Raw genomic sequence first — 21,048 nt, forward strand, 5'->3', positions numbered from 1 at the left:
CCCGCGGCGCGCGGCCGTCGGACGGGGACCCCTGGGGCCTGGCCGACCCTCCCCCTGAGGGGTCCGCCGGAATGTCCGGGGAGAGTCAGCTTCGGGCGCCGTCGAAAGGAAGAGCGGCAGCCTTCGCAGCGACCGCGACCGCGGCCGGAGCTGTGGGGAAGGCGTGCCGGAACATGACGACGATCATGGCTGACCCGTCGCCGCGCGTCGAATGATTTTCTGCGACGCACCGGTCACGTACGGCAGTTGCGCCCCGCGCGCCCCTGAGGCCCCGTCAGCCGCCGATGTTCTTCAGGGCCTCGCGCACGGAGAGCGGCGACAGCGCGGCGCGGTGGCGCTCGACGAAGGCCCGTACCGCGTCCGGATCGGTCTTCGCGTACTCGCGCAGGCTCCAGCCGACGGCCTTGCGGACGAAGAAGTCGGGGTGCCCGGCCTGCCGCGCGCAGTACGCGAAGAGCCGGTCGGAGTCCGTCCGCTCCTTGTAGCGCAGCTGGTGGAGCAGGGCGGTGCGGACCGCCCAGAGGTCGTCGTCCGCGCTCCACGCGTCCATGTCGGCCGCCAGCTCCCGGTCGGCGGCGACGAGGCCGCCGACGACGTGCGCGGCGAGCAGGTCGACGGTGTCCCACCAGGGGACGGTCGTCACCAGGTGCCGGGCCACCGGCAGGAAGCCGGACGAGCAGCGCTTCACGTGCCGCCGCAGGTAGTCGACCGCGAAGTAGTGGTACTCGCGCTCGGGCAGCCGCCAGCACCGCAGCGCGAGCGCCGCGCAGTCGGCCTCGTCCGGGCGCGGGGTGCCCGCGAGGACGGTCCGCGCGAGGTCCCGGCGCACCCCGGAGGCGAGGCCGAGGAAGGGCGCGACGTCCTTCATGTACGCGCGCATCTCCGCGGCCCGGGCCGGATCGGCCGCCTCCGCGTAGATCGTGGTGAGCCGGTCCATGACCGTGTCGGCCAGGGAACTGCGCGGCACTGTGACGCTCATGAGACGCACCATACGGCGATCAGACGCGTTCGTCGGTTAGTCTCCCCGGATGCTCGACACCGCTGCCGCTCCCCCGCGGGGCCTCGCCGTGCGCTGCACCCGGGTGCTCCTCTCGCCGTGGTCGCGGCTGTCCCTGCTCGTGCTGCTGCTCGCCGCGGCCGGCACGTGCGTGCTGCTCTTCGAGCCCCAGCGGCTGCTCGCCGACGGCTGGCCGCCGCAGCTCACGGGGGCCGCCGCGGTGTGCGTGTTCGCGGTGGCGTACGGCACGTGCACGGTCGCGTTCGTGCCGCGGCCGCTGCTCAACCTCGCGGCGGGCGCGCTGTTCGGCTCCCAGGCGGGGCTCGCCGCTGCGGTCGCGGGCACGGTCCTCGGGGCCGGTGCCTCCTTCGGGCTCGGCCGGATCCTCGGCCAGGACGCGCTGCGGCCGCTGCTGCGCGGCCGCTGGCTGAAGGCGGCCGACGGCCAGCTCAGCCGCCACGCCTTCCGCTCGATGCTCGCGGTGCGCCTCTTCCCCGGCGTGCCGTTCGCGGCGGCCAACTACTGCGCGGCCGTCTCCCGGATGGGCTGGCTCCCTTTCCTCCTCGCCACGGCCGTCGGCTCGATCCCGAACACGGCCGCCTACGTGATAGCGGGCGCCCGCGCCGACACCCCGACCTCGCCCGCGTTCCTGCTTGCGATGGGCTTCATCGCGGTGTCGGGCCTCGGGGCGGCGGCGGTGGCCTGGCGCAAGCGCCACCGGCTGCGCGGGAACTGACCGGCCTCGGCGAGGGCGCGCCCCTCGCACCTCACACGGCTTCAAGAATGGTCGCGTTGGCGAGGCCCCCGGCCTCGCACATCGTCTGCAGGGCGTACCGCGCCCCACGGACCCGCATGGCGTGGACCAGGGTGGTCATGATCCGCGTCCCGCTCGCGCCCAGCGGGTGGCCGAGGGCGATCGCGCCGCCGTGCGCGTTCACCTTCCGCTCGTCGACGCCGGTCTCCCGCAGCCAGGCCAGGACGACGCTGGCGAACGCCTCGTTGACCTCGAACAGGTCGATGTCGTCGAGCGTCAGACCGGCCCGGCGCAGCACCTGTTCGGTCGCGGGCAGGATGCCGGTGAGCATCAGGAGCGGATCGGAGCCCGCGACGGCGAAGCTGTGCAGCCGGGCGAGCGGGCGCAGGCCGAGCCGGGCGGCGTTCTCGCTGGTGGTGATGAGCACGGCGGACGCCCCGTCGTTGAGGGGGCTGGTGTTCCCCGCGGTGACGGACCAGTCGATCTGCGGGAAGCGCGCGCCGAAGGCCGGGTCCTCGTAGGCGGGCTTGAGCCCGGCGAGCACCTCGGGCGTGGTGGTGGGGCGCACGGACTCGTCGCGGGTGACGTGGTCGAGCGGCGCGACCTCCGCGTCGAAGAGGCCGCCCGCCCAGGCGCGGGCCGCCTTGCGGTGCGAGCCGGTGGCGAAGACGTCCATCTCCTCGCGGCTGATGGACCACTTGGCGGCGATGAGCTCGGCGCTGACGCCCTGCGGGACGAGCCCCTCGGGGTAGCGCTCGGCGATGCCGGGGCCGAAGGGGTCGGCACCGGCGGGCACGTTCGACCACATCGGTACGCGGCTCATCGACTCCACGCCGCAGGCGATCGCCATGTCGTACGCGCCCGCGATCACACCCTGCGCGGCGAAGTGCACGGCCTGCTGCGACGAGCCGCACTGGCGGTCGACCGTGGTGGCGGGCACGGACTCCGGGAAGCCCGCGGCCAGGGCGGCGTACCGCGTGGTGTTCATGGCCTGCTCGGCGACCTGGTCGACGCAGCCGCCGATCACGTCATCTATCCGCGCCGCGTCGATGCCGCTGCGCTCGACCAGGCTGCGCAGGGTGTGCGCGAGGAGCTGGACGGGGTGGACGTGGTGGAGGGAGCCGCCCGGCTTCCCCTTGCCGACCGGGGTGCGTACCGCTTCGACGATGACGGCGTCGCGCATGAGGGTGCCTCTCGGACAGGCCGGGCCGTGTGCCCGGCGACCTGGGAACGAGTTTGAAAACTGGACGCACTTGCGTACTCCACGGTAACCAAGTGGGTTTGATTTTCCAACCCACCCGTAGACTGGCTTTCATGCCGTCGACGAAGGACCCGCAGCCGACCGCCCACGAGGCGACGCCTGGGGAGAAGACCGCCCACGAGGCGGCGCCCAGGGAGAAGACCGCCCGCAAGGACCGTCCGCGGGGGACGCCCTCCGGCACCGAGGCCGCGCCGGACCGGCGGCGCCCGGCCGCTACGCCCGCGAAGGGCCCCCGCCCCTGCGCGATCGCCGACACGCTCGCCCTGGTCGGCGAGAAGTACTCCCTGCTCGTCCTGCGCGAGGTCTTCCTCGGCGCCCGGCGCTTCGACCAGCTGGCCCGCAACACGGGCGCCCCGCGCGACGTCCTGACGGCCCGGCTGCGCCGCCTGGTCGACGCGAACGTCCTGGAGAAGGTCCGCTACAGCGAGCGCCCCCAACGCTTCGAGTACCGGCCGACGCCCGCGGGCCTGGAGCTGGAGTCCGTCCTGATGACCCTGATGGCATGGGGCGACCGCCACCTGCGCCCCGACGACGACCGCCCCATGCTCGTCGAGCACGCCTGCGGACACACGCTCACCCCCGTGGTCACCTGCGCCCACTGCGGCACGGAGGTCCGCCACGAGGACCTGACGGCGCATCCACAGGCGCCGGGGTGGACGGTCACGGGGCCTGCGGGGGTGTGAGGGGGGTGCGGGGGCCGCGGGGGCGGCGGGGCACCGGTGGCCCCGGCGGCATGGGGGTACCGGGAGCACCGGGGACACCGGCGGCACGGGGGGCGCCGGGACACCGGAAGCAGCGGCGGCACGGGGACACCCGCAGCACGGGAACACCGGAAGCACCGGCGGCACAGGGACACCCGCGGCACGGGCCCACCGGAAGCACCGGCGGCACGGGGACACCCGCAGCACGGGAGCACCGGAAGCGCTAACGGCATGGGAACGCCGGGAACGCCGGGAACACCGGCGTAGGGAACCCGAAGAAAGCATTCGGCCGCCAACACACGGCCCTCACGCGGACCCGTAACTTTGTGACGCTACGCTGCCCCCGGCGAGGCACGTGATCCCCTTCTTCCCCACCCCTTCCTACCCGACACCACTCGCCGCCCCGGTCCCCCTTCACCGCTTCTGACCGCCACCACACGGGTCAGCGCACGATCAGTAACTGGACGGCGCAGTTCTCATGTCTTGGCTCGAATCGTTCATCCTCGGACTCGTCCAGGGACTGACCGAGTTCCTCCCGATCTCCTCCAGCGCGCACCTGCGGCTGACCGCGGCGTTCGCGGGCTGGCACGACCCGGGTGCCGCGTTCACCGCCATCACGCAGATCGGCACCGAGACCGCCGTCCTGATCTACTTCCGCAAGGACATCGGCCGCATCCTCTACGCGTGGTTCGGCTCGCTGGTGGGCAGGGTGCCGCGGTCGGACCACGACGCGCAGATGGGCTGGCTCGTGATCGTGGGCTCGATCCCGATCGGTGTGCTCGGCGTGACGCTCAAGGACCAGATCGAGGGCCCGTTCCGGGATCTGAGGCTCATCGCCACGACCCTGATCGTCATGGGCGTCGTGCTCGGCTTCGCCGACCGCCTGGCCGCCCGCGACGAGACCGGCGGCAAGCACCGCGCGGTGCGCGAGCGCAAGGACCTCAAGCAGCTCAACGTCAGGGACGGCCTCATCTACGGCGTGTGCCAGGCCATGGCCCTGATCCCCGGCGTCTCCCGCTCCGGCGCGACCATCAGCGGCGGCCTCCTCATGGGCTACACCCGCGAATCCGCGGCCCGCTACTCCTTCCTCCTGGCCATCCCGGCGGTCCTCGCCTCGGGCGCCTACGAACTCAAGGACGCGGGCGAGGGCCACGTCTCCTGGGGCCCGACCATCTTCGCGACGATCATCGCCTTCGTCGTCGGCTACGCGGTCATCGCCTGGTTCATGAAGTTCATCACGACCAAGAGCTTCATGCCCTTCGTCTACTACCGCATCCTGCTGGGCATCGTCCTGTTCATCCTGGTGGGCATGGGCGAACTGAGCCCCCACGCGGGAGAATCCGCCGACTAGACGGAGGCTTCGCCATCCGTATGCCGCTATCGGGACCTAGAGATAGCTGGAGATAACCGGAGTAGATGCTGCCCGCTTGGGTCCTCACCCGGGAGACCACTCAGAGCGTGCCCACGCTCGTCGACCTCCTGCTCATCGCCGACGCGCTCGACGTCCCACCGGCGGAACTCCTCTGCCGCTGAACCCCGGGTAGCGCCCCTCGACAGGGCACGGATCCCGGTGCCGGATCACCGCGGCCCCCGCACCGGATGCCGAGTCCTTCGAGGCCGTCTCAGCCCGCTCATCCGGCCGGATCGGCCCATCACACCGCCAGCACAGCCGCACACCCTCGCTCACGAGCCCTCACCTTCAGCCGAGTACGCCATCAGGTCCTGAAGTCGCTGGCCGAGTTCGGCGAGGTTCAGCGCCGCGATGAGCGGACCATCGTGCGGGCTCGGCTCGCCGACCATCAGCAGGGCGTCGTGGGTCGCGTCTATGACCCGCACGTGTGCGTACCACGCGCGGCTGCGCTCCGGCGCCGCAGCCGCGGCTCGCTCTGCCCGTGCCAGGCGGAGGTGGATCTCGGCGACCAAGCGCTGGCGCAAGGGGGCGGTCGCATCCGCAGGGGGCAGTTCACGCAAGGTGGCCAGACTCGCTTCCACGAGGCCAGCGGGATCGAGCTGGTCCACGGCGAGTTTCACGACCGGACGCCCACCGCGAGGGAATCGACACCCGCCCACGCCGCCAGCGCGCGCAGCACGACAGCCAGACGGCGCTCGCCCAGTGGCAGGACGCGGTCGATGAGGACCTGGCGTCCTAGCGCGATGGCGAGGACGACCTCAAGGAAGGCGTACTCGCCGTCGGAGAGTTCCATCTCGGGGAGGCGCAGGGACAGGTGGGTCCAGTCCGCGTACACACGGCCCTCGGTCTGTACGACCAGGATGCGCTGCACGGCGGGCCGGGCCAGGAGTTCGCGCTCCTCGATGAACATCGTCACCGCGATGCGGTCGAGCTCCTTGGCATCCCAGGCCCGCAGGCGCTCCTCGACGGGCGTACGAGCGGGCGGTGTGGGGTCGTGACGCACGGTCATCCGAATGCCTCCGCGGGAAGTTGAGGGCCGCCGACGCGAAGGGCAGCGGCCAGCCGACGGGATGGACCACGACTGCCCCCATGCGGCTGTAGCGCTCAGCGGGGCCAGCGCTCGGCAGCAACCACCAGGCGAGCTCGATGCCCGGATCAACGAGGGTTGGCCCCCGCTGATCGAGCGGCATGCGATTCATCGCGCCGAGCACCGGGGCGAGTCGAGCTTCGGCGACGATCCAATGTTCACCGATACGGATGGGCGCGAGCGCGCCCAGGCTCCAGGCCTCCCGCGCGGCGTCGGGGGCCGGAGCGCAGTTGGCCAACCAGTCGTCGCCCGCATCGTGCTGTTCCTGCTGGCTGGCCATGGAGTTTGCTCCGTCTCGTGAGGTCCTGTTACGGACCGTACGGACGAGGCACCGCAGATCTCCAGAAAGTTCTACGAGATTCTACGGAGTTCACCCAAGAGCCCTCAGCGCAATGGCGATCAAGCTCCTTGCGTCGGCCCCGTAGACAGCGTGCTCGGCCAACTCGGCGAACGTCTCGGCGTACATCGCCACTTCGCGCTGCTGCGTGATGGTGAGGTAGCCGGAGACCAGCTCGACAGCGACCTGCGTGGAGTCGTAGATCCAGAACCCTTCAACCGGCATGCGGCTCCGCTCAGCGCCCATGGGGACGATGCCGAGACTGACGTTGGGCAACGAGCCGACAGTGATCAGCTGTCCCAGCTGGCCAGCCATGACCTCCCGCCCGCCCATCCCTGACCGCAGCACGGACTCCTCGATGAGGAACGCGAACGTGCGGCCGCCCTCGTGCAAGATCTGCTGTCGCTCCATCCGCGCGGCCACGGCCGCATCGACATCGTCCACGACAACGCGACGCCGCTGCACCGCCCGCAGAACGGCGTCCGTGTACGCACGGCTCTGGATAAGGCCCGGAACGAACCACGAGGAGTAGGCCCGGAAGCGTGTCGTGCGCTCGAAGAGAGGCCGCACGGCCTCCTGTGCGCGGCGCAGGCCGTCGCGCTCCATGCGCCGCCACTCCACGAACATGCCCTCGACGTCACGGAGCCGCTGGACGAGGTCCGCAGCTTGATCCTCGACACCGCACGCGGTGCACCAAGCACGGATGTCGTCGGCCGACGGCGACGTGCGAGCAGTTTGGATCCTGGACACCTTGGACGGGTACCAGCCGAGACGCGCGGCGAGCTGGGCTCCTTTCAGCCCGGCGTCCAGCCGGATCTCGCCGAGGCGGTCGGCGAGATCCTTCCGGGCCTACTCTGCACTGGATGATGCGGACAGGGCCATGAGCGTGTGCCGTTAATCCAGCCGGTACTCGTCGTGGGGGATCGCCCGTCGCCAGACAGTCTCGAACGCGTCGGTGCACTGCTTGGCGAGCGCTGGATCGGTGACGTACTCGCGCCCGTTCTCTGCGAGCTGGCCGTCGCCGGTGAAGTGGTGGAAGAGGACCATCTCCTCGTCGAAAACCCACAGATCGGTGCCAGGGAGCAGGAGGTCCTTCGCCTGACGCCGGGGAAGCCAGCGGACCTGTTCCCCCGCAGCGACGTTGGTGAAGGTCACGTCGTACTCGAAGCGGATGTAGTCGCTGACCGGTTCCGACACGACCCGGACGCGGCGGACCGCAACGCCCCGCGCAGTGGCCTGGCTGACGACGTCGTGCCAACCTCCCCACCACGAGGCTCTGTCTGACGGATCGAGCCGGTGCCCCTCCTGCCAGGCGATGAATTCGGGGTCGTCCAGCATGTAGCTGTCACGCAACTCCAGGTGCGCCGCTGAACGTTGAGCTTGAGCCAAGGCGCTACGCGCTGGTGGCTGCACTTGCTACCTCTCCACTGTGCTCCGGGCGGGGGATGTACTGCAGCATGACCGCAGGCAGCCTAATGATCGTCTCGTGATCCGGCACATCCGTGGAGTGGCCCGGGATTGAACCGATCTCTTGGCAAGCCCGTACCTCTTCCTCCGTTGCCTTGTAAGACTGGATCAGCAGATCCCCTGTCGCCTCGTCGAGCCAGATCGTCGGGGACTCGTCTTGCGGGGTGTTGGGGATGATGCCGAGAAACCGAAGGGCCATCGCGATCTCCTCTGCCGACCGGATTGCACGCTGTCGCACCGCACCTTCATGGCCGCAGGGTGCTGCGTCAATACCGCGTCACCGGGTGTGACCGTGGCTGGACATGGCCGGAGGCAGGCGTCGACGGCCGTCAGCGCCACCGCCTATGTTGGCAGCCACGTCCCCCCGTACTGCTTCAGTCGGCCTGGCCGCTCGTAGTAGAAGCCCCGCATTCCGTGCTGTTCGTCGTCCTCGTAAGCGGTGAAGGCGCCACGACATCATCGAGAAGCGCGCTGCCGTCGAGGACACGTTTACCGTCGAACCGGTGGCCGGTGGAGCCGAACAGATGTACGCCCCGGCCCAACCGAAGGAGCCCCAGGGTCACCTGCGTTGCAGCGACGGGCACGCCGCCGGAGACCAGAGGGAAGGACAGGTAGAGGTTCCTCTTCTCTCGCGCGGCGGGACCGGACCACAGGGCGACGGTCACCCTTGGCTCCTTCAGGTCCGGGACGCATCCGCATACGTAGTACGGCTTGGCCACAGGGGTCGTCGTGTAGTGCCACAGGGCGGCCGCGAGGGCCCGCTGCGTGCGGTTCAGTACATCGGGCGGAACAGCTGCCGGTTGACCCATGACGGTCTCTTCCTAGCTCCTCGGCAGTAGGCAGTGATTGAACCCCCATGGGGGCATCCGATTCCGGCCGGAGCCCGGCCGTAGTCGGACATTCGGCGGGCGTGGGGACGCTGAATGGAACCGTGCCTTGTGGGGTCGCGCCGGCGGGAGCATCGTCGGGCGAGGCGTATCCGCGCACATGTCCCTGAGGGGGAGAGCATGCGCAAGACGTATCAGTCGGTGGGGATGCTGGCGGCGGTCGGACTGGCGATCACCTTCGCCTCCGTCTCCTCGTCGGCCTCCGCCGACACGGCCCGCAAGGAGAGAGCCAAGGAGGCGGCCGGTGCACAGATCGTCTCCAACTTCAACAACAGATGCCTGAACGTCGCCCACCTGAACACCGGTGACGGCGCCTCCGTGCAGATATACGACTGCGACGGTTCACCCAGCCGACGCTGGACGCAGAACGGCTCCGAGTTCCGCAGCGACCTGAGCGGCAGATGCCTCGAGCCAGCCATCGACAACGGTGACAACGGGGCGGCGATCCAGGTGTTCGGCTGCGCCGGCCTGCCCCGGCAGCAGTGGCACTGGAACGGCACCGAGCTGCACACCGCCCTCAACCACCGGTGCCTGACCATCGCCGACGCGAACTACTGGCAGGGCGCCTCGGTCGTACTCAAGGACTGCTCGGGCGCCAGCAACCAGCAGTGGCACGCCGGTTGAGCAACGCGCTCCCGCACCCCCTCCGGGCCAAGCCGGAGGGGGTGTCCCGTTCCGGTCGCTCGGGATCACCGACGGGCCCCGCTCGGAGTGGCGGCGCGCGGTCCCGAAAGCGCCCATGCCGCTGTCAGTGCCGCCCCCTACGCTAGTCGCATGTCCCCTACTCCCAGCCCCCGGGCCCCCGCGGTCGTGAACGAGGACATCCGCGCCCTGTGGGCAGGCCGCGGTGGAGACCCCCGCGTCAGGCTCACGGCCGCCCAACGGGAGCTGTACGAGCGCCTCTTGATCGAGTGGGAAGCCGCCGTACGAGCGGACGTCGTCACGGCGGCCTGACCCAGGGCGCCAAGAGGCGCGCAGCAGCCGGTGGTCGAGGCGGCCCCGCAATGGCCAGGCCCTACTTCACCTCGCCCGTGAAGATCGCCGTCTCCGTCTCGAAGTCCGGTGACACCTCGATCTGCACGGCCTTCTCCGGCTTCGGCACCGCACACGCCCATGTCACGGTAAGCGCCCGACCCGCGAGGAGCCGCGTCGAAGGGCCTCCGTCCAGCCCTCGCTCGCTATCGATGACCAACTCGCCTTCCTTGCTGTCCTCGCCATACGCGCAGTGCACGGAGAAGGCCGTGGTGTCGATCGTCGACGTACCGCTGTTCTCCACCCGTACATCGAACTTCAGGTACGGCGTGTTCTCCGGTGCTGCGGTCGCACTTGACGTGCCCCGCGAAAATTTCGACAAGCTCACCGCCACCTCGTTGTTGTAGGTGACGGTGTCGTTCAGGCCGAACACCTGGGAGTCGTCGTCATCCTCCCGCTCCGCCTTGTCGTCCGCCGGCGTCTCGTCGTCGGCGAACACGTCATCGGAAGTTGCCGAGTCGGCTGTGCGGGAGGTCTCCGCCTTCTCGTCGTCGCGGTTGTTGACGATGAAGACCCCTGTGGCAACGACAGTCGCGATCACGGCTGCTGCCGACCCGATGACGACGGCGTTGGTACGCCTCTTCCCGCGTGTCGGCTGATGCTGCGGCGGGAGCGAGGGCATCGGCGGCGTGGTGTTGCTCATGGGTCCCCTTGTGGTTGCGCTGTGTATGCGCATGATGCTGCCTGTGTGAGCACCGCAGAGGGCGAAGTGCCTGATTCGTGACATAGATCAGCCCCGTTGTCAGCCAAGCGGAGTCGGTGTCGCTCACAGCACCGGCCCGGGCCGTCGGGCGTGTCGACAGTCAGCCTCGGGACAGGTGGCAGCCTGGCCCCGGGCGCCGCGCGGCAGTTGCCACGAGGTCGCTCTTCTTGGCACCGTACTCGACGGCACTGGACCGGGCCTCGGGGTACGAACATGCCAGGTCCAGTGCGAGAGTTCGACGACAGACCTCGATCACGCGTTCTGGGGGCAGTGTGTGGATCACGCTCGTGGCGACCTTGTGCGGTACGGCTGCCGGTGTCGCGTCGACGGTCGTCGCCGATCGGGTGCGGTGGCAGCGCGACCGGGCCCATCAACAGCGGGACAGACAGGTGGAGGTCTGTGTCGAGTTCCTGAGGGCGTTGATGCGGGCCTATGAAGGGCTCTATGACGTCGCGTGCCGCGAGGACCGGGCGGCCGACCGGAACTACGGCACCGTCAGGGACCTCATGGCCGACGCGGGCACGGCGGATTCGCGGCAGCTCCTGCTGGTCACCGCGCCGTCGCACGTCACGGTCGCCTGTGAGCACGCCTTCGCCGTGCTGCGGGACTTCAGGGACGCCGTGGGCCGGGGCCTGACCGTGGACACGCGTGACTACCAGGAGGTCGACGCCAGGTTCAGGGACGCGCTGCACGACTTCCGCGTCGAAGTCCGGCGCAGCCAGGGCCTCGCCGACGCGGAGGCCCTGCGCCGTCCGCGTGTCCCCCCGTACGCGATGGTCGCCGTTCCCACCGCGGGCGGTCCGTCGGCGGCGCCCGCCCCGCCGGGGTCGGCGAGCGACTGACGGCGCGGGTCCCACCAGCACCGGACCGGGGGCTTTTCCCTCCCTACACCCCAGGGTTACATTGCGTACGAGGCAAGGTCAGGAAGCGGCCGCCCCGCTGGCCTTCGCCGTCTTCAGCCACCCCCTCTCCTTCGCCTCCTCCTTCTTCCTCCTCCGTTCCGTAGCCACCCCTCCCCCAGCGCAGGTCCGGTGACCACTGAGAAAGGAGCGTCGAGCCGGAATGCCCGAGCAGGCCCGTGAGGAGCGGCTCGCCGCCGCTTTCGTCGAGCTCGCCGACACGCTCGTCGACGACTTCGACGTCATCAGCTTCCTCCATCTCCTCGCCACGCGATGCGTCGACCTCGTGGACGTCGCGGCCGCGGGCGTCATCCTGTCCACGCCGGAGGGCGGCCCCCTGGAGGCATCCGGCTCCGACGAACGCAGCCGTCGCCTGGAACAGCTCGGCGTCGAGTGGAGTGAGGGGCCGGGCCTCGACTGCTTCCGCTCCGGCCGGGTCGTCGACGGCACGCTCCTGACGAACGGAAGCCCGCACGGGAACACGCACGAGAGCACGCCCGGGCACCCGCACCCGCGCTGGCCCCGCTTCGCCCCGCACGCGCACCAGTCGGGCTTCGCCGCCGTCACGACCACGCCCCTGCGGCTGCGCGGGCTGACCATCGGCGCGCTCAGCCTCTTCCGCGAGCACCCCGAGCCGCTGCCGGGCGCGCGGCTCGGGCTCGCCCAGGCCCTGGCACGGCTGGCCACCATCGGGATCCTCCAGCAGCGCGCCGTACACCGGCAGAGCGTCCTCGTCGGCCAGCTGGAGACGGCCCTGCGGTCCCGGGTCGTCATCGAGCAGGCCAAAGGCGCCCTGTCGCACCGCCACCGGATCGGCGTGGACGAGGCGTTCACGCTGCTGCGCCAGTACGCCCGCTCCCAGCGGCGACGGCTCACCGCGGTCGCCGAGGAGGTCGTGGACGGCACCGCGGACCCGCCGCTGCCGCCCGCTCCGCCCTTGCCGCCCGCTCCGCGCTTGCCTCGCGCGGAGGCGGCCGACTGACCGCGCTCGTGGCGCGCCTCGTCCCGCCCAGTGCGTGCCCCCCGTCCGGGAGCTAGTGCGTACTTCCGGACAGTGAGCTAGTGCGGGTCCTCGTCCGTGGGACCGGGCCCGCCGCCGGTGTCGTCGTCCGGTCGGAACCGGAGCCTGCGGGCGACGACCTCGCGCGCCGCCTCGCTCACCCCCCACCCTTCGGCGAAGGCCCGCGCCCGCAGCAGGTCCAGGGCGTGCTGCGAGTCGACGCCCAGCTGGACCATCACCATGCCGACGGCCTGGTGGACTTCCATGTGGTCGGCTTCCGCGGCCTCGAGCCACGACGCCGCTTCCCCGTCCGCCGTCGCACCGATGCCCGCCCCGGCGAACCCGAGGTCCAGGACGGCGAGCATCACCGCGTCGCACACGATCCGTGCCGTACGCAACTCGCGTGCGGACAGGCCACCGGCCGTGTCCCGGTACAGGTCGAGCGTGCCGAGCGTCCGCGCCCCGGCGCCGAGCGGCAGCGAGAAGACCGCGCGGGCGCCGAGGCTCCGGGCCTGCTGGGCGTAGACCGGCCAGCGCCAGGTCTCCGCAGCGCTGGTCAGATCGCCGACGAGCACCGGCTCGGCCAGCGTGAACGCCCTCTCGCACGGACCCTCGCCCAGGGTGTACTGCGCCTCGGCGAGCCGGGCCGCGGCGGAGTCGCTCGCCCACCACAGCGCGCGCACCTCCTGCCCCGCGATGAAGGACAGCGACGCGCCGCTCACCGCGATCAGGTCGAGACAACCACGGCACAGGGCCGCGGGCACCTCCCGGGGCTCGGTCGCGGCGGCGACGGCCGCGGCCAAGGCGTCGCCGACGCGCCGTCGTTCCGCCCCCGAGGAACCGTTGGACGCGTCGCCGCCAGGGCGATCAGCCCGCATGTCGCACCTCCGCCCGCTCGTGCTGACGGCCCACCCGGGTTCCGGGCAACCCGGAGCGGCGTGGGCCGGGTGGACGGGTGCCCCGGTGCGGGGGAGTTAGTGGACGACGGACACGATCTGGCCTGCCGCTTCGACGAGGTGACTGTCACCCTCCGTGCGGGCGCTGGCCAGCGCTGCGGTCGGGGAGATGCCGCGGGTGCACAGCCGCCACGCGGTCTCCGCGTCGAGTTCGACCACGGCGTCGGCGCGGGTGACCGACTCCTCGGTCGCGGCGGCGGCCTTCCTCGCCTCCCGTACCTCGGCCGCGGCGTCCGGCAAGGCCAGGGACCAACGGCGCGCCGCCCCGGTCGCGGTCGCCGTCCACGTACCGCCGGACGGCCCGCCGACGCGCACCTGGACCCGGGTGCCGACGGGCGCCTCCGTGTGCCGCAGGGTGTGCGGCAGCGCCCGCATGAAGGTGTCGAGGACCACGGCGAGGGCCCGCGGCTCGGGGTCGGTCTCCTGGCCGACGGCGTGGCGGAGCTGCTGGCGGTGGGTCCAGAACTCGGTGAACTCGCGCGAGCAGTCGAGCCACATCGGCGCCGGGTCCGCCCCCGCCCAGGAGACGCCCAGCGAGGCGGCGTCGAGGTCGGCGGTCGCGAAGAGGCGGGCGACCTGCGCGCCGACCAGGTCCAGGGTGTCGATGAGGGCGGCGGGGCTCACGCGCGCCCAGGCGTCGACCCACTCCTGGTTGATGCGGTGGATGAACGCCTCAAGGGCCTCGCCGGGCGCGGGGCGCGGCCCTCCCTCGTGGCGGTCGCGGTCACGGGCGAGGCGTCCGTAGCAGTCGCCGACGAGGTGCGCGGCGAGATCGCGCACGGTCCAGCCGGGTACGGCCTCCCGCCGCCAGTCGGCGGGCTCCAGCGCGCGCAGCGTCGCCAGGAGCTCCGCGTGTTCGGCGGCGAAGAGGGGGCGGGCGTCGATCGGAGGGCCGAGCCACGGGAGGTCGGGGGCGGGAGGAAGAGCCATGCCCAAAGCCTGTGGCAGCGGTGGCCGATCGGCCACTGAATATCGCGTTCCGGTCATGCGGACCGGGTCGGACCTGCTCACCGGGCGCCGCGCGCATCGGCCGGTCCCCGCTGGGCACCTATACGGGCTGGGAGCCGTAAGGATACGGGCCGACCGGTCCGGTCCCCGCTGCCCGGCCCCGGCGGCCCGCCCCGCCGAGCCCGGCGGAAGGGCCGCCGCCCGGCGCGCGGCGCGAAGGCCGCCGCCCGGCACGCACCGGAAGGCCCCTGTCACCACGCATCACCAGGAGGTCCACCCCATGCCCACCCTCGGTGCCTCACGCGCGCGTGCCCGGCGCGCGGCGGGCTCGGTCCCGCCGTCTCCCCTGCCGCCGCTGCGCGTCCTGCGGCTGCCCGCCGCCGGTCCGGAGGACGTCGTCGTCGACGGCACGGGCCGGGTGCTCACCGGCACCGCCGACGGCCGGATCCTGCGCGTCACGCTGCCGGGGCAGGGGCGCGGGGGCCGCGTGGAGGAGCTGGCCCGCACCGGCGGCAGGCCGCTGGGCCTCGAACCGCTTCCGGACGGGCGGCTGCTCGTCTGCGACGCGCACCGGGGGCTGCTGCGCGTCGCCCCGGAGGACGGCGGCGCGGTCGAGGTGCTCGCCGACGCGGTCGCCGGGGAGCCGCTGAGGTTCTGCAGCAACGCGACCGCCGCCCCTGACGGCACCGTGTACTTCACGGTGTCCAGCCGCCGCTACGGCCTCGACGACTGGCGGGCCGACATCGTCGAGCACGTCGGCACCGGCCGCCTGTTGCGGCTCGCCCCGGGCGGCGCGCCCGAAGTGCTGCTCGACGGGCTGCACTTCGCGAACGGGGCGGCCCTGGCACCCGACGCGTCGTACGTCACCGTGGCCGAGACCGGCGCCCGCCGCCTCACCCGGTACTGGCTCACCGGCCCCCGGGCGGGGCGGGCCGACCCCTTCGCCGAGGACCTGCCCGGCTTCCCCGACAACCTGTCGCGCGCCGCGGACGGAACGCTCTGGGTCGCCCTCGCCGGACCGCGCGAGCCGCTCCTGGAGCAGCTGCACCGGGCGCCCGCCGCCGTGCGCCGCGCGGCCGCCGCTGCCGCACGCCGCGTGCGCGTGCCGCCGCGCCGGGTGCTGCGGGTGATGGCCTTCTCGCCCCGGGGCGAGACCGTGCACGACCTGGCCCGCAGGGGCGCCGGGTACCGCATGGTCACCAGCGTCAGCGCCCACGCCGGGACCCTCGTCCTGGGCAGCCTCGTGGAGCCGGGCATCGCCGTGTGCGCGCTGCCACCGGCACGGGCCTGACCGGCCCGGGCCCGACCGTGGCGGGAGCCGAGGCCCGTACTTGCCACATCGGCAACTGCGTTTGCCTATATCGCGAGGCCCTGCGCAAGGTCGTCGTGGAGGTGGTCACGATGACCGATCAGCTGAGCGACAGCTACGACGTGGTGGTGGTCGGCGGCGGTGCCGCCGGACTGAACGGGGCCCTGACGCTGGCCCGGGCGCGGCGTTCCGTGGCGGTGGTCGACGCGGGCGCGCCGCGCAACGCCCCGGCCGACGGCGTGCACGGGCTCCTGGCCAGGGAGGGGATGCCGCCCGCCGAGCTCCTCGCGCGCGGCCGGGCGGAAGTACGCGGATACGGCGGGCACGTGGTGTCCGCCACGGTGGCCTCGGCGACCCGTGATGGGGTGGGCTTCGCGGTGGCGCTGGCCGACGGCCGTACGGTCCGGGCGCGGCGGCTCCTCGTGGCCACCGGCCTCGTCGACGAGCTGCCGGACGTGCCGGGGCTGCGCGAGCGCTGGGGCCGTGACGTGCTGCACTGCCCGTACTGCCACGGCTGGGAGGTCCGCGACCGGGCCGTCGGAGTCCTGGCGGGCGGGCCGCTGGCCGTGCACCAGGCGCTGCTGTTCCGGCAGTTGAGCGACGACGTCACGTTCTTCACCCACACCGGAGCGCCGCCGTCCGACGAGGACGCGGAGCGCCTCGCCGCCCGTGGCGTCCGCGTGGTGGCGGGCGAGGTGACGGGCTTGGAGATCGCGGACGACCGCCTCGCGGGCGTACGGCTGCGCGACGGCAGGGTGGTCGCCCGCGAGGCACTGGCGGTGTCGCCGCGGATCGTGGCGCGCGCCGGTTTCCTCGCGGCGCTCGGGCTGCGGGCAGCCGAACACCCGCTGGGCATCGGCGAGTACGTGCCCTGCGACGCGACCGGCCGCACCGATGTGGCGGGGGTGTGGGTCGCGGGCAACGTGACCGACCTGTCCGCCCAGGTCGGCGCGGCCGCGGCGGCGGGCGCCGCGGCCGGTGCCCAGATCAACGCCGACCTGGTCGCCGAGGACACCCGCCTGGCCGTCGAGGCCCGGCGCGCCGCCGCTCCGAGGCCGGACAGACCGGAGACCGACGTCGTACGCGTACGACAGTGACGGCGTGGACCCGACCCGTCAGGCCGTGAGCCGTGCCTCCAGCGCCAGGACCTCCTCCGCCGCGCGTACGGCGTCCGGGCAGGCGACGGCGATCAGCCCCCAGTTGCCCGGCACGGACGTGAGGGCCCGGGCGTAGGACGTGGGGGTGCGCTGGTCGACGAGGCGGCGCAGGCGGGGCAGGTCCATGTCGGAGGCCGGGCGGATCACCTTGGTCGCGGCGGAGATGCCGGTCCCGGTCGCGGCGAGGTCGCCGAGCGCGGTGCGGCTCTCCTCCAGGAAGGCGTGCAGGTAGTCGGCGCCGCACGCGGAGAGGTTCAGGTCCTGCATGGCCACCAGGGGCGTGCCGCCGAAGCGGCCGCCGACGCGGGCGATCGCGAAGTCGACGCCTCCGTTGATCAGGCCCCGGCCCTGGAAGAGGCGCACGAAGTCGGCCATGGCGCGGCGGACGCGCGCGTAGTGGTCCCGGGTGATGCCGAACGCCGCGTGGGTGGCCTCGTCGAGGAAGACGTTCCCCTCCCACATGGTGCCGTTCAGGAACTGCAGGGCCATGCCGTCCGCGAGGGCGCCCGCCCGCACGTGCACGGACGGCGCGAGCAGGAACTCGTGGCCGGTCACGGCGTGCCGGAGGTAGTCGGCGTGCGCCTCCAGGAGGTAGTCCTCACCGGAGCGGGCCGCCTGGTGGGCCAGCGCGGCCAGGGTGTCCGGCTCGTCGAGCGGCACCCCGACGTGGATGCGCTGCCCCGTGCCGCCCCTGACGGGCTTCAGACAGCCCAGGCGCAGCCCATGACGTTCCCTCAGGAGGGCTGCCGCCAGGTGCAGTTGATGTGCGAAGGCGTCCTCGGCGCGGTGGCCGACGCCGTTGCCGAGCACGTCGTCCCCGGGCTCGCCCGGCACCCGCGGGCCGACAGGAGTTGTCCGGATCCCGCCGTCCGCGCCGGTGTCGTCCCCGAGCCCGCCGTCCCAGACGACGGTGTACCCGGGAAGCCGTGGCACGGCCAGGCCGAACGCGCGATGCAGCGGCGTGAGCGCCGTCTCCTCGTCGAGTACGTCGAAGGGGTCGCGCCCGGCGGCGGACGGCAGGTCCCGGGCCGCGCGGGCCTCGGGGTGCAGGACCGCCTTGTGCCCCCACCGCTCGGTGATGTCGGGGTGGTTGGCCTCGACCAGGAGGCGGTCGACGCCCGCGACCCGTTTGAGCCACAGGAGCAGCATCCGCATCGGCTCGTCGAGGGCGTAGACGCGTACGACACAGGACGGGTCCGCGCGCAGCCGGTCGATCGCCGGGCCGAGGACCCGCGCCCACCGGTCGGCGGGGCCGTCGGCGAGCTTGAGGAGGGCGTGGCTGAGGTGGAAGTGGTCGTGGTCGGGGACCACGACCACCGGGCGGCCCGCAGCGGCCTCCCGCCAGGGCGGCGTCCTGCCGATGAGCAGGTCGTCCGCGTGTGCCAGGCAGACCGAGCGGGCCTCCAGGATCGTGGGCCAGTCCTCGGCCGGTTCACCGGCCGCGAGGCTCTCCAGGGCGCCCTCGAACATGCGCTTGGCCATGGGCGGCGAGTACGCCACGATGCCGGGCCGGTCGCGGGTGGCCCCGGCCGGGACCAGCTCCTCGCGGGCGGCGGCCTCGGCCTCGGCGGGACCGAACCCGAGCAGCCTGCGGCAGATGCCCGCGAGCTCCCCCGGCGCGATGCCCGCCGGGCCGACGTGGAACCCCGTCCACGGCACGACGCGGCCGTCCGGCAGGGCGACCTCCCAGCGCTCGCGGGCCGGGCGGACCTCCCGGCTCTCCACCGTCGACACCAGCAGCCTCCTGACGTGAGCCCTGCCGCCAGGCACAGGCTGTAGCGGGCGGCGTCCCGTTGTGTGCTGCGTGCTGTGTGCAGTGTTGCCCAGAACCCTGCTGGGGGTCACCACGGCCGTCAGGGCACGCGGTGGCCTTTGGCGCGTTGTGCTCCCCCGGCGGCCGGGGCCCCGGCGGCGGCGCGCGCCGCCCGCCAGTCCGTGGCGTCCAGGAAGTGCACGTCGTAGCGGTCCTGTTCGGGCAGGAGGCTGTCGAAGGAGTCCAGGCCGTGCTGGATGCGGCCGAGGGACCGGAAGTAGTCGAAGCGGTCGACACCCGGCGTGAGCACCGCGAGCAGATCGGCGCTCGCCCCGGCGGCGGCGCCGAAGGCGTGGGGCATTCCGGGCGGCACGACGACAAGGCCGCCGCGCTCCACGGTCTCAAGGGCGCCGTCCAGGAAGAAGTCGAGGGTCCCGTCGAGGACGTAGAACAGCTCCGTGGACAGGGCGTGCAGATGCGGCCTCGCGCCGTCCGCGCCGTCGGCGAGCGTCAGCCGGTTGACGCCCAGGGAGCCGCCGGTGGCCGCGGCGTCGGCGAGCAGTTCGAAGCCGCCGCCGTGCGGCAGCGGCACGCGCTCGGCGGTGCCGGGCCGCACGACCAGGGCTTCGGCGGTGGTCTTGGGGTCGGTCATCCGGGCTCCTCGGGTTCGGTCGACCGCGGCGCGGTCCGCGCACGCTGCGCGGGACTCATTCGACCCGGGGAACAAGCCGCGTACCAGAAGCAGTTGTCACCCGCAGAAATCATCGATCGTGATGAATCGGCCGGGACGGGCGGGAGGGGCGGGGCCGTGGAACTGCGCCAGCTCCAGTACTTCGCGGCGGTCGCCGACGAGGGCGGCTTCAGCCGGGCCGCCGATCGGCTCGGCATCGTCCAGTCGGCGGTGAGCCAGCAGGTGCGCCGCCTGGAGCGCGAGCTCGGCGTCCGGCTCTTCCGGCGCACCACGCGCCACGTCGAACTCACCGGCGCGGGCGAGCGCCTGCTGCCCGAGGCGCGCGCGGTGCTCGCCGCGGCGCGCCGCACCCGTCAGGTCGCGGCCGACCTCGCGGCGGGCGACGCGCCGCTGCGCCTCGGCACCGTGCAGGGCCCCGGCGACCGGGTCCACCGCCTCCTTGCCGACCTCGCGGTCGCGGCGCCCCGGCTCCCCGTCCGGCTGCGGCGCCTGGGGCTCGCGGAGCGGCTCGCCGCGGTGCGCTCCGGCGAGCTGGACGCGGCCCTCGTCCGGGCGGCGGCCACCGCGCCGGGCCTCGAACTCCTGCCGGTGTGGAGCGATCCGCTGTACGTGGCCCTGCCGGCGGGGCACCGGCTCGCGGGCTCGTCGCCGCTGCGCCTCGAACAACTCGGGGAGCTGCCGCTGCGGCTCGCGCCGCGCGAGCAGAACCCGCCGTTCCACGACCTGGTGACCGGCGCGCTGCGGGCGGCCGGGGTCGCGCCGCCGCTCGGGCCGCCGTTCACCACGCTCCAGGAGACCCTGGCCGAGATCGGCGCGGGCGCCCCGTCGTGGACGGTCTTCTACGAGGTGGCGGGCCTGCCGTCGTTCCCGCGCGTGGCGGTGCGGCCGCTCGCCGCCCCGGCCGTCACGACGTGTGTGGCGGTGCGTCCGGGGGCGCCGGGGCCCGCGCTCCGACAGCTGCTCGACGTGCTGCCCTAGGCCTGGCTGTCCGCGCGCTCGTGGTGGCGCTGGTAGTGCCCGCGCCAGCGCGGCGTGGCCGCGCCGCCCATGACCGTCATCACCACGTCGTGCGCGAGCGACGCGGTGACCGGCAGATGCCCGAAGAGCACGCGGTGGTACGTGGTGGCGCCGAGCATGTCCAGGAGCAGGTCGATGTCGGCGTCCGGGCGGATGTCGCCGCGCTCGATGCCCCGGCGCAGCGCCGCCTCGGTGGTGGCCCTGCGGGGCCGGAAGACCGTCTCGGTGAAGACGCGGTCGAGGTCGGGGTCGTCGGCCAGTTCGGCCACGAGCGCGGGCAGCGTCCGGCGCCCGAGGGTGCCGCCGAAGGCCTGGCTGAGGGTCTCGATGCCCAGGATGAGGTCGCAGTGCGTGCACCCGGTGTCGGGCGTGGGCGCGGTGCCCATGCTCTCGGCGAGCGCGGCGATCACGAGGTGCTGCCGGGACGGCCAGCGGCGGCGGATGGCGGGCTTGGTGGTGCCCGCGCGCCGGGCCACGCCTTCAAGCGTCAGGTGCGGATAGCCGGACTCCTCCAGGAGGTCGAGCGTCGCCCTGACGATGGCCTCGTCGAGCCGGGTGTCGCGCGGGCGGCCCGCCGAACGGGCGGGCGGGGCTGCGGAATCCGAGGCTGCCGTGGAGAGATCCGGGGTTGCCATGGGGATCAGTATAGGTAGCATGTGATTTCGTTCCGTTCCGGATCGA

Annotated in this window: 23 protein-coding genes and 1 pseudogene; 10 read left to right on the forward strand and 14 right to left on the reverse strand. The window is 72.7% G+C overall.

Going from position 1 to position 21,048, the window contains the following annotated elements; all coding sequences use genetic code 11:
* Positions 1-274: 274 nt before the first annotated feature.
* Positions 275-979, reverse strand: coding sequence for a DNA alkylation repair protein (locus tag ACIG3E_RS38235; protein ID WP_399625255.1), 705 nt, complete (start codon positions 977-979; stop codon positions 275-277).
* A 49-nt stretch (positions 980-1,028) separates the two neighbouring features.
* On the opposite strand from ACIG3E_RS38235, the gene ACIG3E_RS38240 reads away from it, so the two are divergent.
* Complete coding sequence (locus ACIG3E_RS38240) at positions 1,029-1,733, forward strand: TVP38/TMEM64 family protein (protein ID WP_399625258.1); 705 nt, start codon at positions 1,029-1,031, stop codon at positions 1,731-1,733.
* Between the two features lie 31 nt (positions 1,734-1,764).
* Here ACIG3E_RS38240 and ACIG3E_RS38245 read toward each other — a convergent pair whose 3' ends face one another.
* Positions 1,765-2,934, reverse strand: a complete 1,170-nt coding sequence (locus ACIG3E_RS38245) for a thiolase family protein (RefSeq protein ID WP_399625260.1) — start codon at positions 2,932-2,934, stop codon at positions 1,765-1,767.
* 323 nt (positions 2,935-3,257) lie between these two features.
* Here ACIG3E_RS38245 and ACIG3E_RS38250 point away from each other — a divergent pair, with 323 nt between their 5' ends.
* Both ACIG3E_RS38250 and ACIG3E_RS38255 read left to right on the forward strand, forming a co-directional pair.
* Entirely contained in the window at positions 3,258-3,695 is a 438-nt protein-coding gene (locus ACIG3E_RS38250) for a winged helix-turn-helix transcriptional regulator (RefSeq protein ID WP_399625398.1), read from the forward strand.
* A 496-nt stretch (positions 3,696-4,191) separates the two neighbouring features.
* Positions 4,192-5,064, forward strand: coding sequence for an undecaprenyl-diphosphate phosphatase (locus tag ACIG3E_RS38255; RefSeq protein WP_399625262.1), 873 nt, complete (start codon positions 4,192-4,194; stop codon positions 5,062-5,064).
* 332 nt (positions 5,065-5,396) lie between these two features.
* On the opposite strand, the gene ACIG3E_RS38260 is transcribed toward ACIG3E_RS38255, so the two are convergent.
* The 6 genes and pseudogenes from ACIG3E_RS38260 to ACIG3E_RS38285 all read right to left on the reverse strand — a co-directional run bounded on the left by ACIG3E_RS38260 (position 5,397) and on the right by ACIG3E_RS38285 (position 8,680).
* The gene (locus tag ACIG3E_RS38260) at positions 5,397-5,744 is read right to left on the reverse strand and encodes a hypothetical protein (RefSeq protein ID WP_399625264.1); all 348 of its coding nucleotides are present in this window, start codon (positions 5,742-5,744) and stop codon (positions 5,397-5,399) included.
* Positions 5,741-6,133: a hypothetical protein gene (locus tag ACIG3E_RS38265; protein WP_399625267.1), complete on the reverse strand. Its 393-nt coding sequence runs from the start codon at positions 6,131-6,133 to the stop codon at positions 5,741-5,743. The genes ACIG3E_RS38260 and ACIG3E_RS38265 overlap by 4 nt, the downstream gene beginning before the upstream one ends.
* Positions 6,134-6,581: 448 nt before the next feature.
* Positions 6,582-7,430, reverse strand: a pseudogene (locus tag ACIG3E_RS38270) (helix-turn-helix domain-containing protein).
* Positions 7,431-7,442: 12 nt separating this feature from the next.
* Positions 7,443-7,961 (reverse strand): DUF6879 family protein, encoded by a 519-nt coding sequence (locus tag ACIG3E_RS38275; RefSeq protein ID WP_399625269.1) that lies wholly within the window; start codon positions 7,959-7,961, stop codon positions 7,443-7,445.
* Positions 7,942-8,214: a hypothetical protein gene (locus ACIG3E_RS38280; RefSeq protein ID WP_399625270.1), complete on the reverse strand. Its 273-nt coding sequence runs from the start codon at positions 8,212-8,214 to the stop codon at positions 7,942-7,944. The genes ACIG3E_RS38275 and ACIG3E_RS38280 overlap by 20 nt, the downstream gene beginning before the upstream one ends.
* Positions 8,215-8,389: 175 nt before the next feature.
* A complete protein-coding gene (locus ACIG3E_RS38285) occupies positions 8,390-8,680 on the reverse strand; it encodes a hypothetical protein (RefSeq protein ID WP_399625272.1) in 291 nt (96 codons plus the stop codon).
* 342 nt (positions 8,681-9,022) lie between these two features.
* Between ACIG3E_RS38285 and ACIG3E_RS38290 the strand changes: the two genes are divergently transcribed.
* Entirely contained in the window at positions 9,023-9,526 is a 504-nt protein-coding gene (locus tag ACIG3E_RS38290) for an RICIN domain-containing protein (protein WP_399625274.1), read from the forward strand.
* A 150-nt stretch (positions 9,527-9,676) separates the two neighbouring features.
* Complete coding sequence (locus ACIG3E_RS38295) at positions 9,677-9,856, forward strand: hypothetical protein (protein ID WP_399625276.1); 180 nt, start codon at positions 9,677-9,679, stop codon at positions 9,854-9,856.
* 61 nt (positions 9,857-9,917) lie between these two features.
* Here ACIG3E_RS38295 and ACIG3E_RS38300 read toward each other — a convergent pair whose 3' ends face one another.
* Entirely contained in the window at positions 9,918-10,577 is a 660-nt protein-coding gene (locus ACIG3E_RS38300) for a hypothetical protein (protein WP_399625278.1), read from the reverse strand.
* A gap of 347 nt (positions 10,578-10,924) precedes the next feature.
* Between ACIG3E_RS38300 and ACIG3E_RS38305 the strand changes: the two genes are divergently transcribed.
* Positions 10,925-11,479: a hypothetical protein gene (locus tag ACIG3E_RS38305; RefSeq protein WP_399625281.1), complete on the forward strand. Its 555-nt coding sequence runs from the start codon at positions 10,925-10,927 to the stop codon at positions 11,477-11,479.
* A gap of 220 nt (positions 11,480-11,699) precedes the next feature.
* Positions 11,700-12,518: an ANTAR domain-containing protein gene (locus ACIG3E_RS38310; RefSeq protein ID WP_399625284.1), complete on the forward strand. Its 819-nt coding sequence runs from the start codon at positions 11,700-11,702 to the stop codon at positions 12,516-12,518.
* Positions 12,519-12,595: 77 nt separating this feature from the next.
* Here the strand turns inward: ACIG3E_RS38310 and ACIG3E_RS38315 are convergent, their stop codons facing one another.
* Positions 12,596-13,414 carry a GAF and ANTAR domain-containing protein gene (locus ACIG3E_RS38315; RefSeq protein ID WP_399625286.1) on the reverse strand — a complete coding sequence of 273 codons (819 nt, stop codon included), beginning with the start codon at positions 13,412-13,414 and terminating at the stop codon, positions 12,596-12,598.
* A gap of 96 nt (positions 13,415-13,510) precedes the next feature.
* Positions 13,511-14,422: a maleylpyruvate isomerase family mycothiol-dependent enzyme gene (locus ACIG3E_RS38320; protein WP_399625287.1), complete on the reverse strand. Its 912-nt coding sequence runs from the start codon at positions 14,420-14,422 to the stop codon at positions 13,511-13,513.
* Between the two features lie 298 nt (positions 14,423-14,720).
* On the opposite strand from ACIG3E_RS38320, the gene ACIG3E_RS38325 reads away from it, so the two are divergent.
* Together ACIG3E_RS38325 and ACIG3E_RS38330 are read left to right on the forward strand one after the other, a co-directional pair.
* Positions 14,721-15,731 carry an SMP-30/gluconolactonase/LRE family protein gene (locus ACIG3E_RS38325; protein ID WP_399625289.1) on the forward strand — a complete coding sequence of 337 codons (1,011 nt, stop codon included), beginning with the start codon at positions 14,721-14,723 and terminating at the stop codon, positions 15,729-15,731.
* A 110-nt stretch (positions 15,732-15,841) separates the two neighbouring features.
* Positions 15,842-16,846, forward strand: a complete 1,005-nt coding sequence (locus ACIG3E_RS38330; protein ID WP_399625400.1) for an NAD(P)/FAD-dependent oxidoreductase — start codon at positions 15,842-15,844, stop codon at positions 16,844-16,846.
* 18 nt (positions 16,847-16,864) lie between these two features.
* Here ACIG3E_RS38330 and ACIG3E_RS38335 read toward each other — a convergent pair whose 3' ends face one another.
* Together ACIG3E_RS38335 and ACIG3E_RS38340 are read right to left on the reverse strand one after the other, a co-directional pair.
* On the reverse strand, positions 16,865-18,640 hold the full coding sequence (locus ACIG3E_RS38335) for a hypothetical protein (RefSeq protein ID WP_399625291.1): 1,776 nt from the start codon (positions 18,638-18,640) through the stop codon (positions 16,865-16,867).
* A 119-nt stretch (positions 18,641-18,759) separates the two neighbouring features.
* Positions 18,760-19,311, reverse strand: a complete 552-nt coding sequence (locus ACIG3E_RS38340; protein WP_399625293.1) for a cupin domain-containing protein — start codon at positions 19,309-19,311, stop codon at positions 18,760-18,762.
* A 156-nt stretch (positions 19,312-19,467) separates the two neighbouring features.
* On the opposite strand from ACIG3E_RS38340, the gene ACIG3E_RS38345 reads away from it, so the two are divergent.
* Complete coding sequence (locus ACIG3E_RS38345; RefSeq protein ID WP_399625296.1) at positions 19,468-20,328, forward strand: LysR family transcriptional regulator; 861 nt, start codon at positions 19,468-19,470, stop codon at positions 20,326-20,328.
* Here the strand turns inward: ACIG3E_RS38345 and ACIG3E_RS38350 are convergent.
* Positions 20,325-21,002 (reverse strand): TetR/AcrR family transcriptional regulator, encoded by a 678-nt coding sequence (locus ACIG3E_RS38350; RefSeq protein WP_399625299.1) that lies wholly within the window; start codon positions 21,000-21,002, stop codon positions 20,325-20,327. The genes ACIG3E_RS38345 and ACIG3E_RS38350 overlap by 4 nt on opposite strands.
* Between the last annotated feature and the right edge of the window lie 46 nt (positions 21,003-21,048).

Source organism: Streptomyces sp. NPDC053474, assembly GCF_044544845.1.
In the GTDB taxonomy this organism is placed as follows: domain Bacteria; phylum Actinomycetota; class Actinomycetes; order Streptomycetales; family Streptomycetaceae; genus Streptomyces.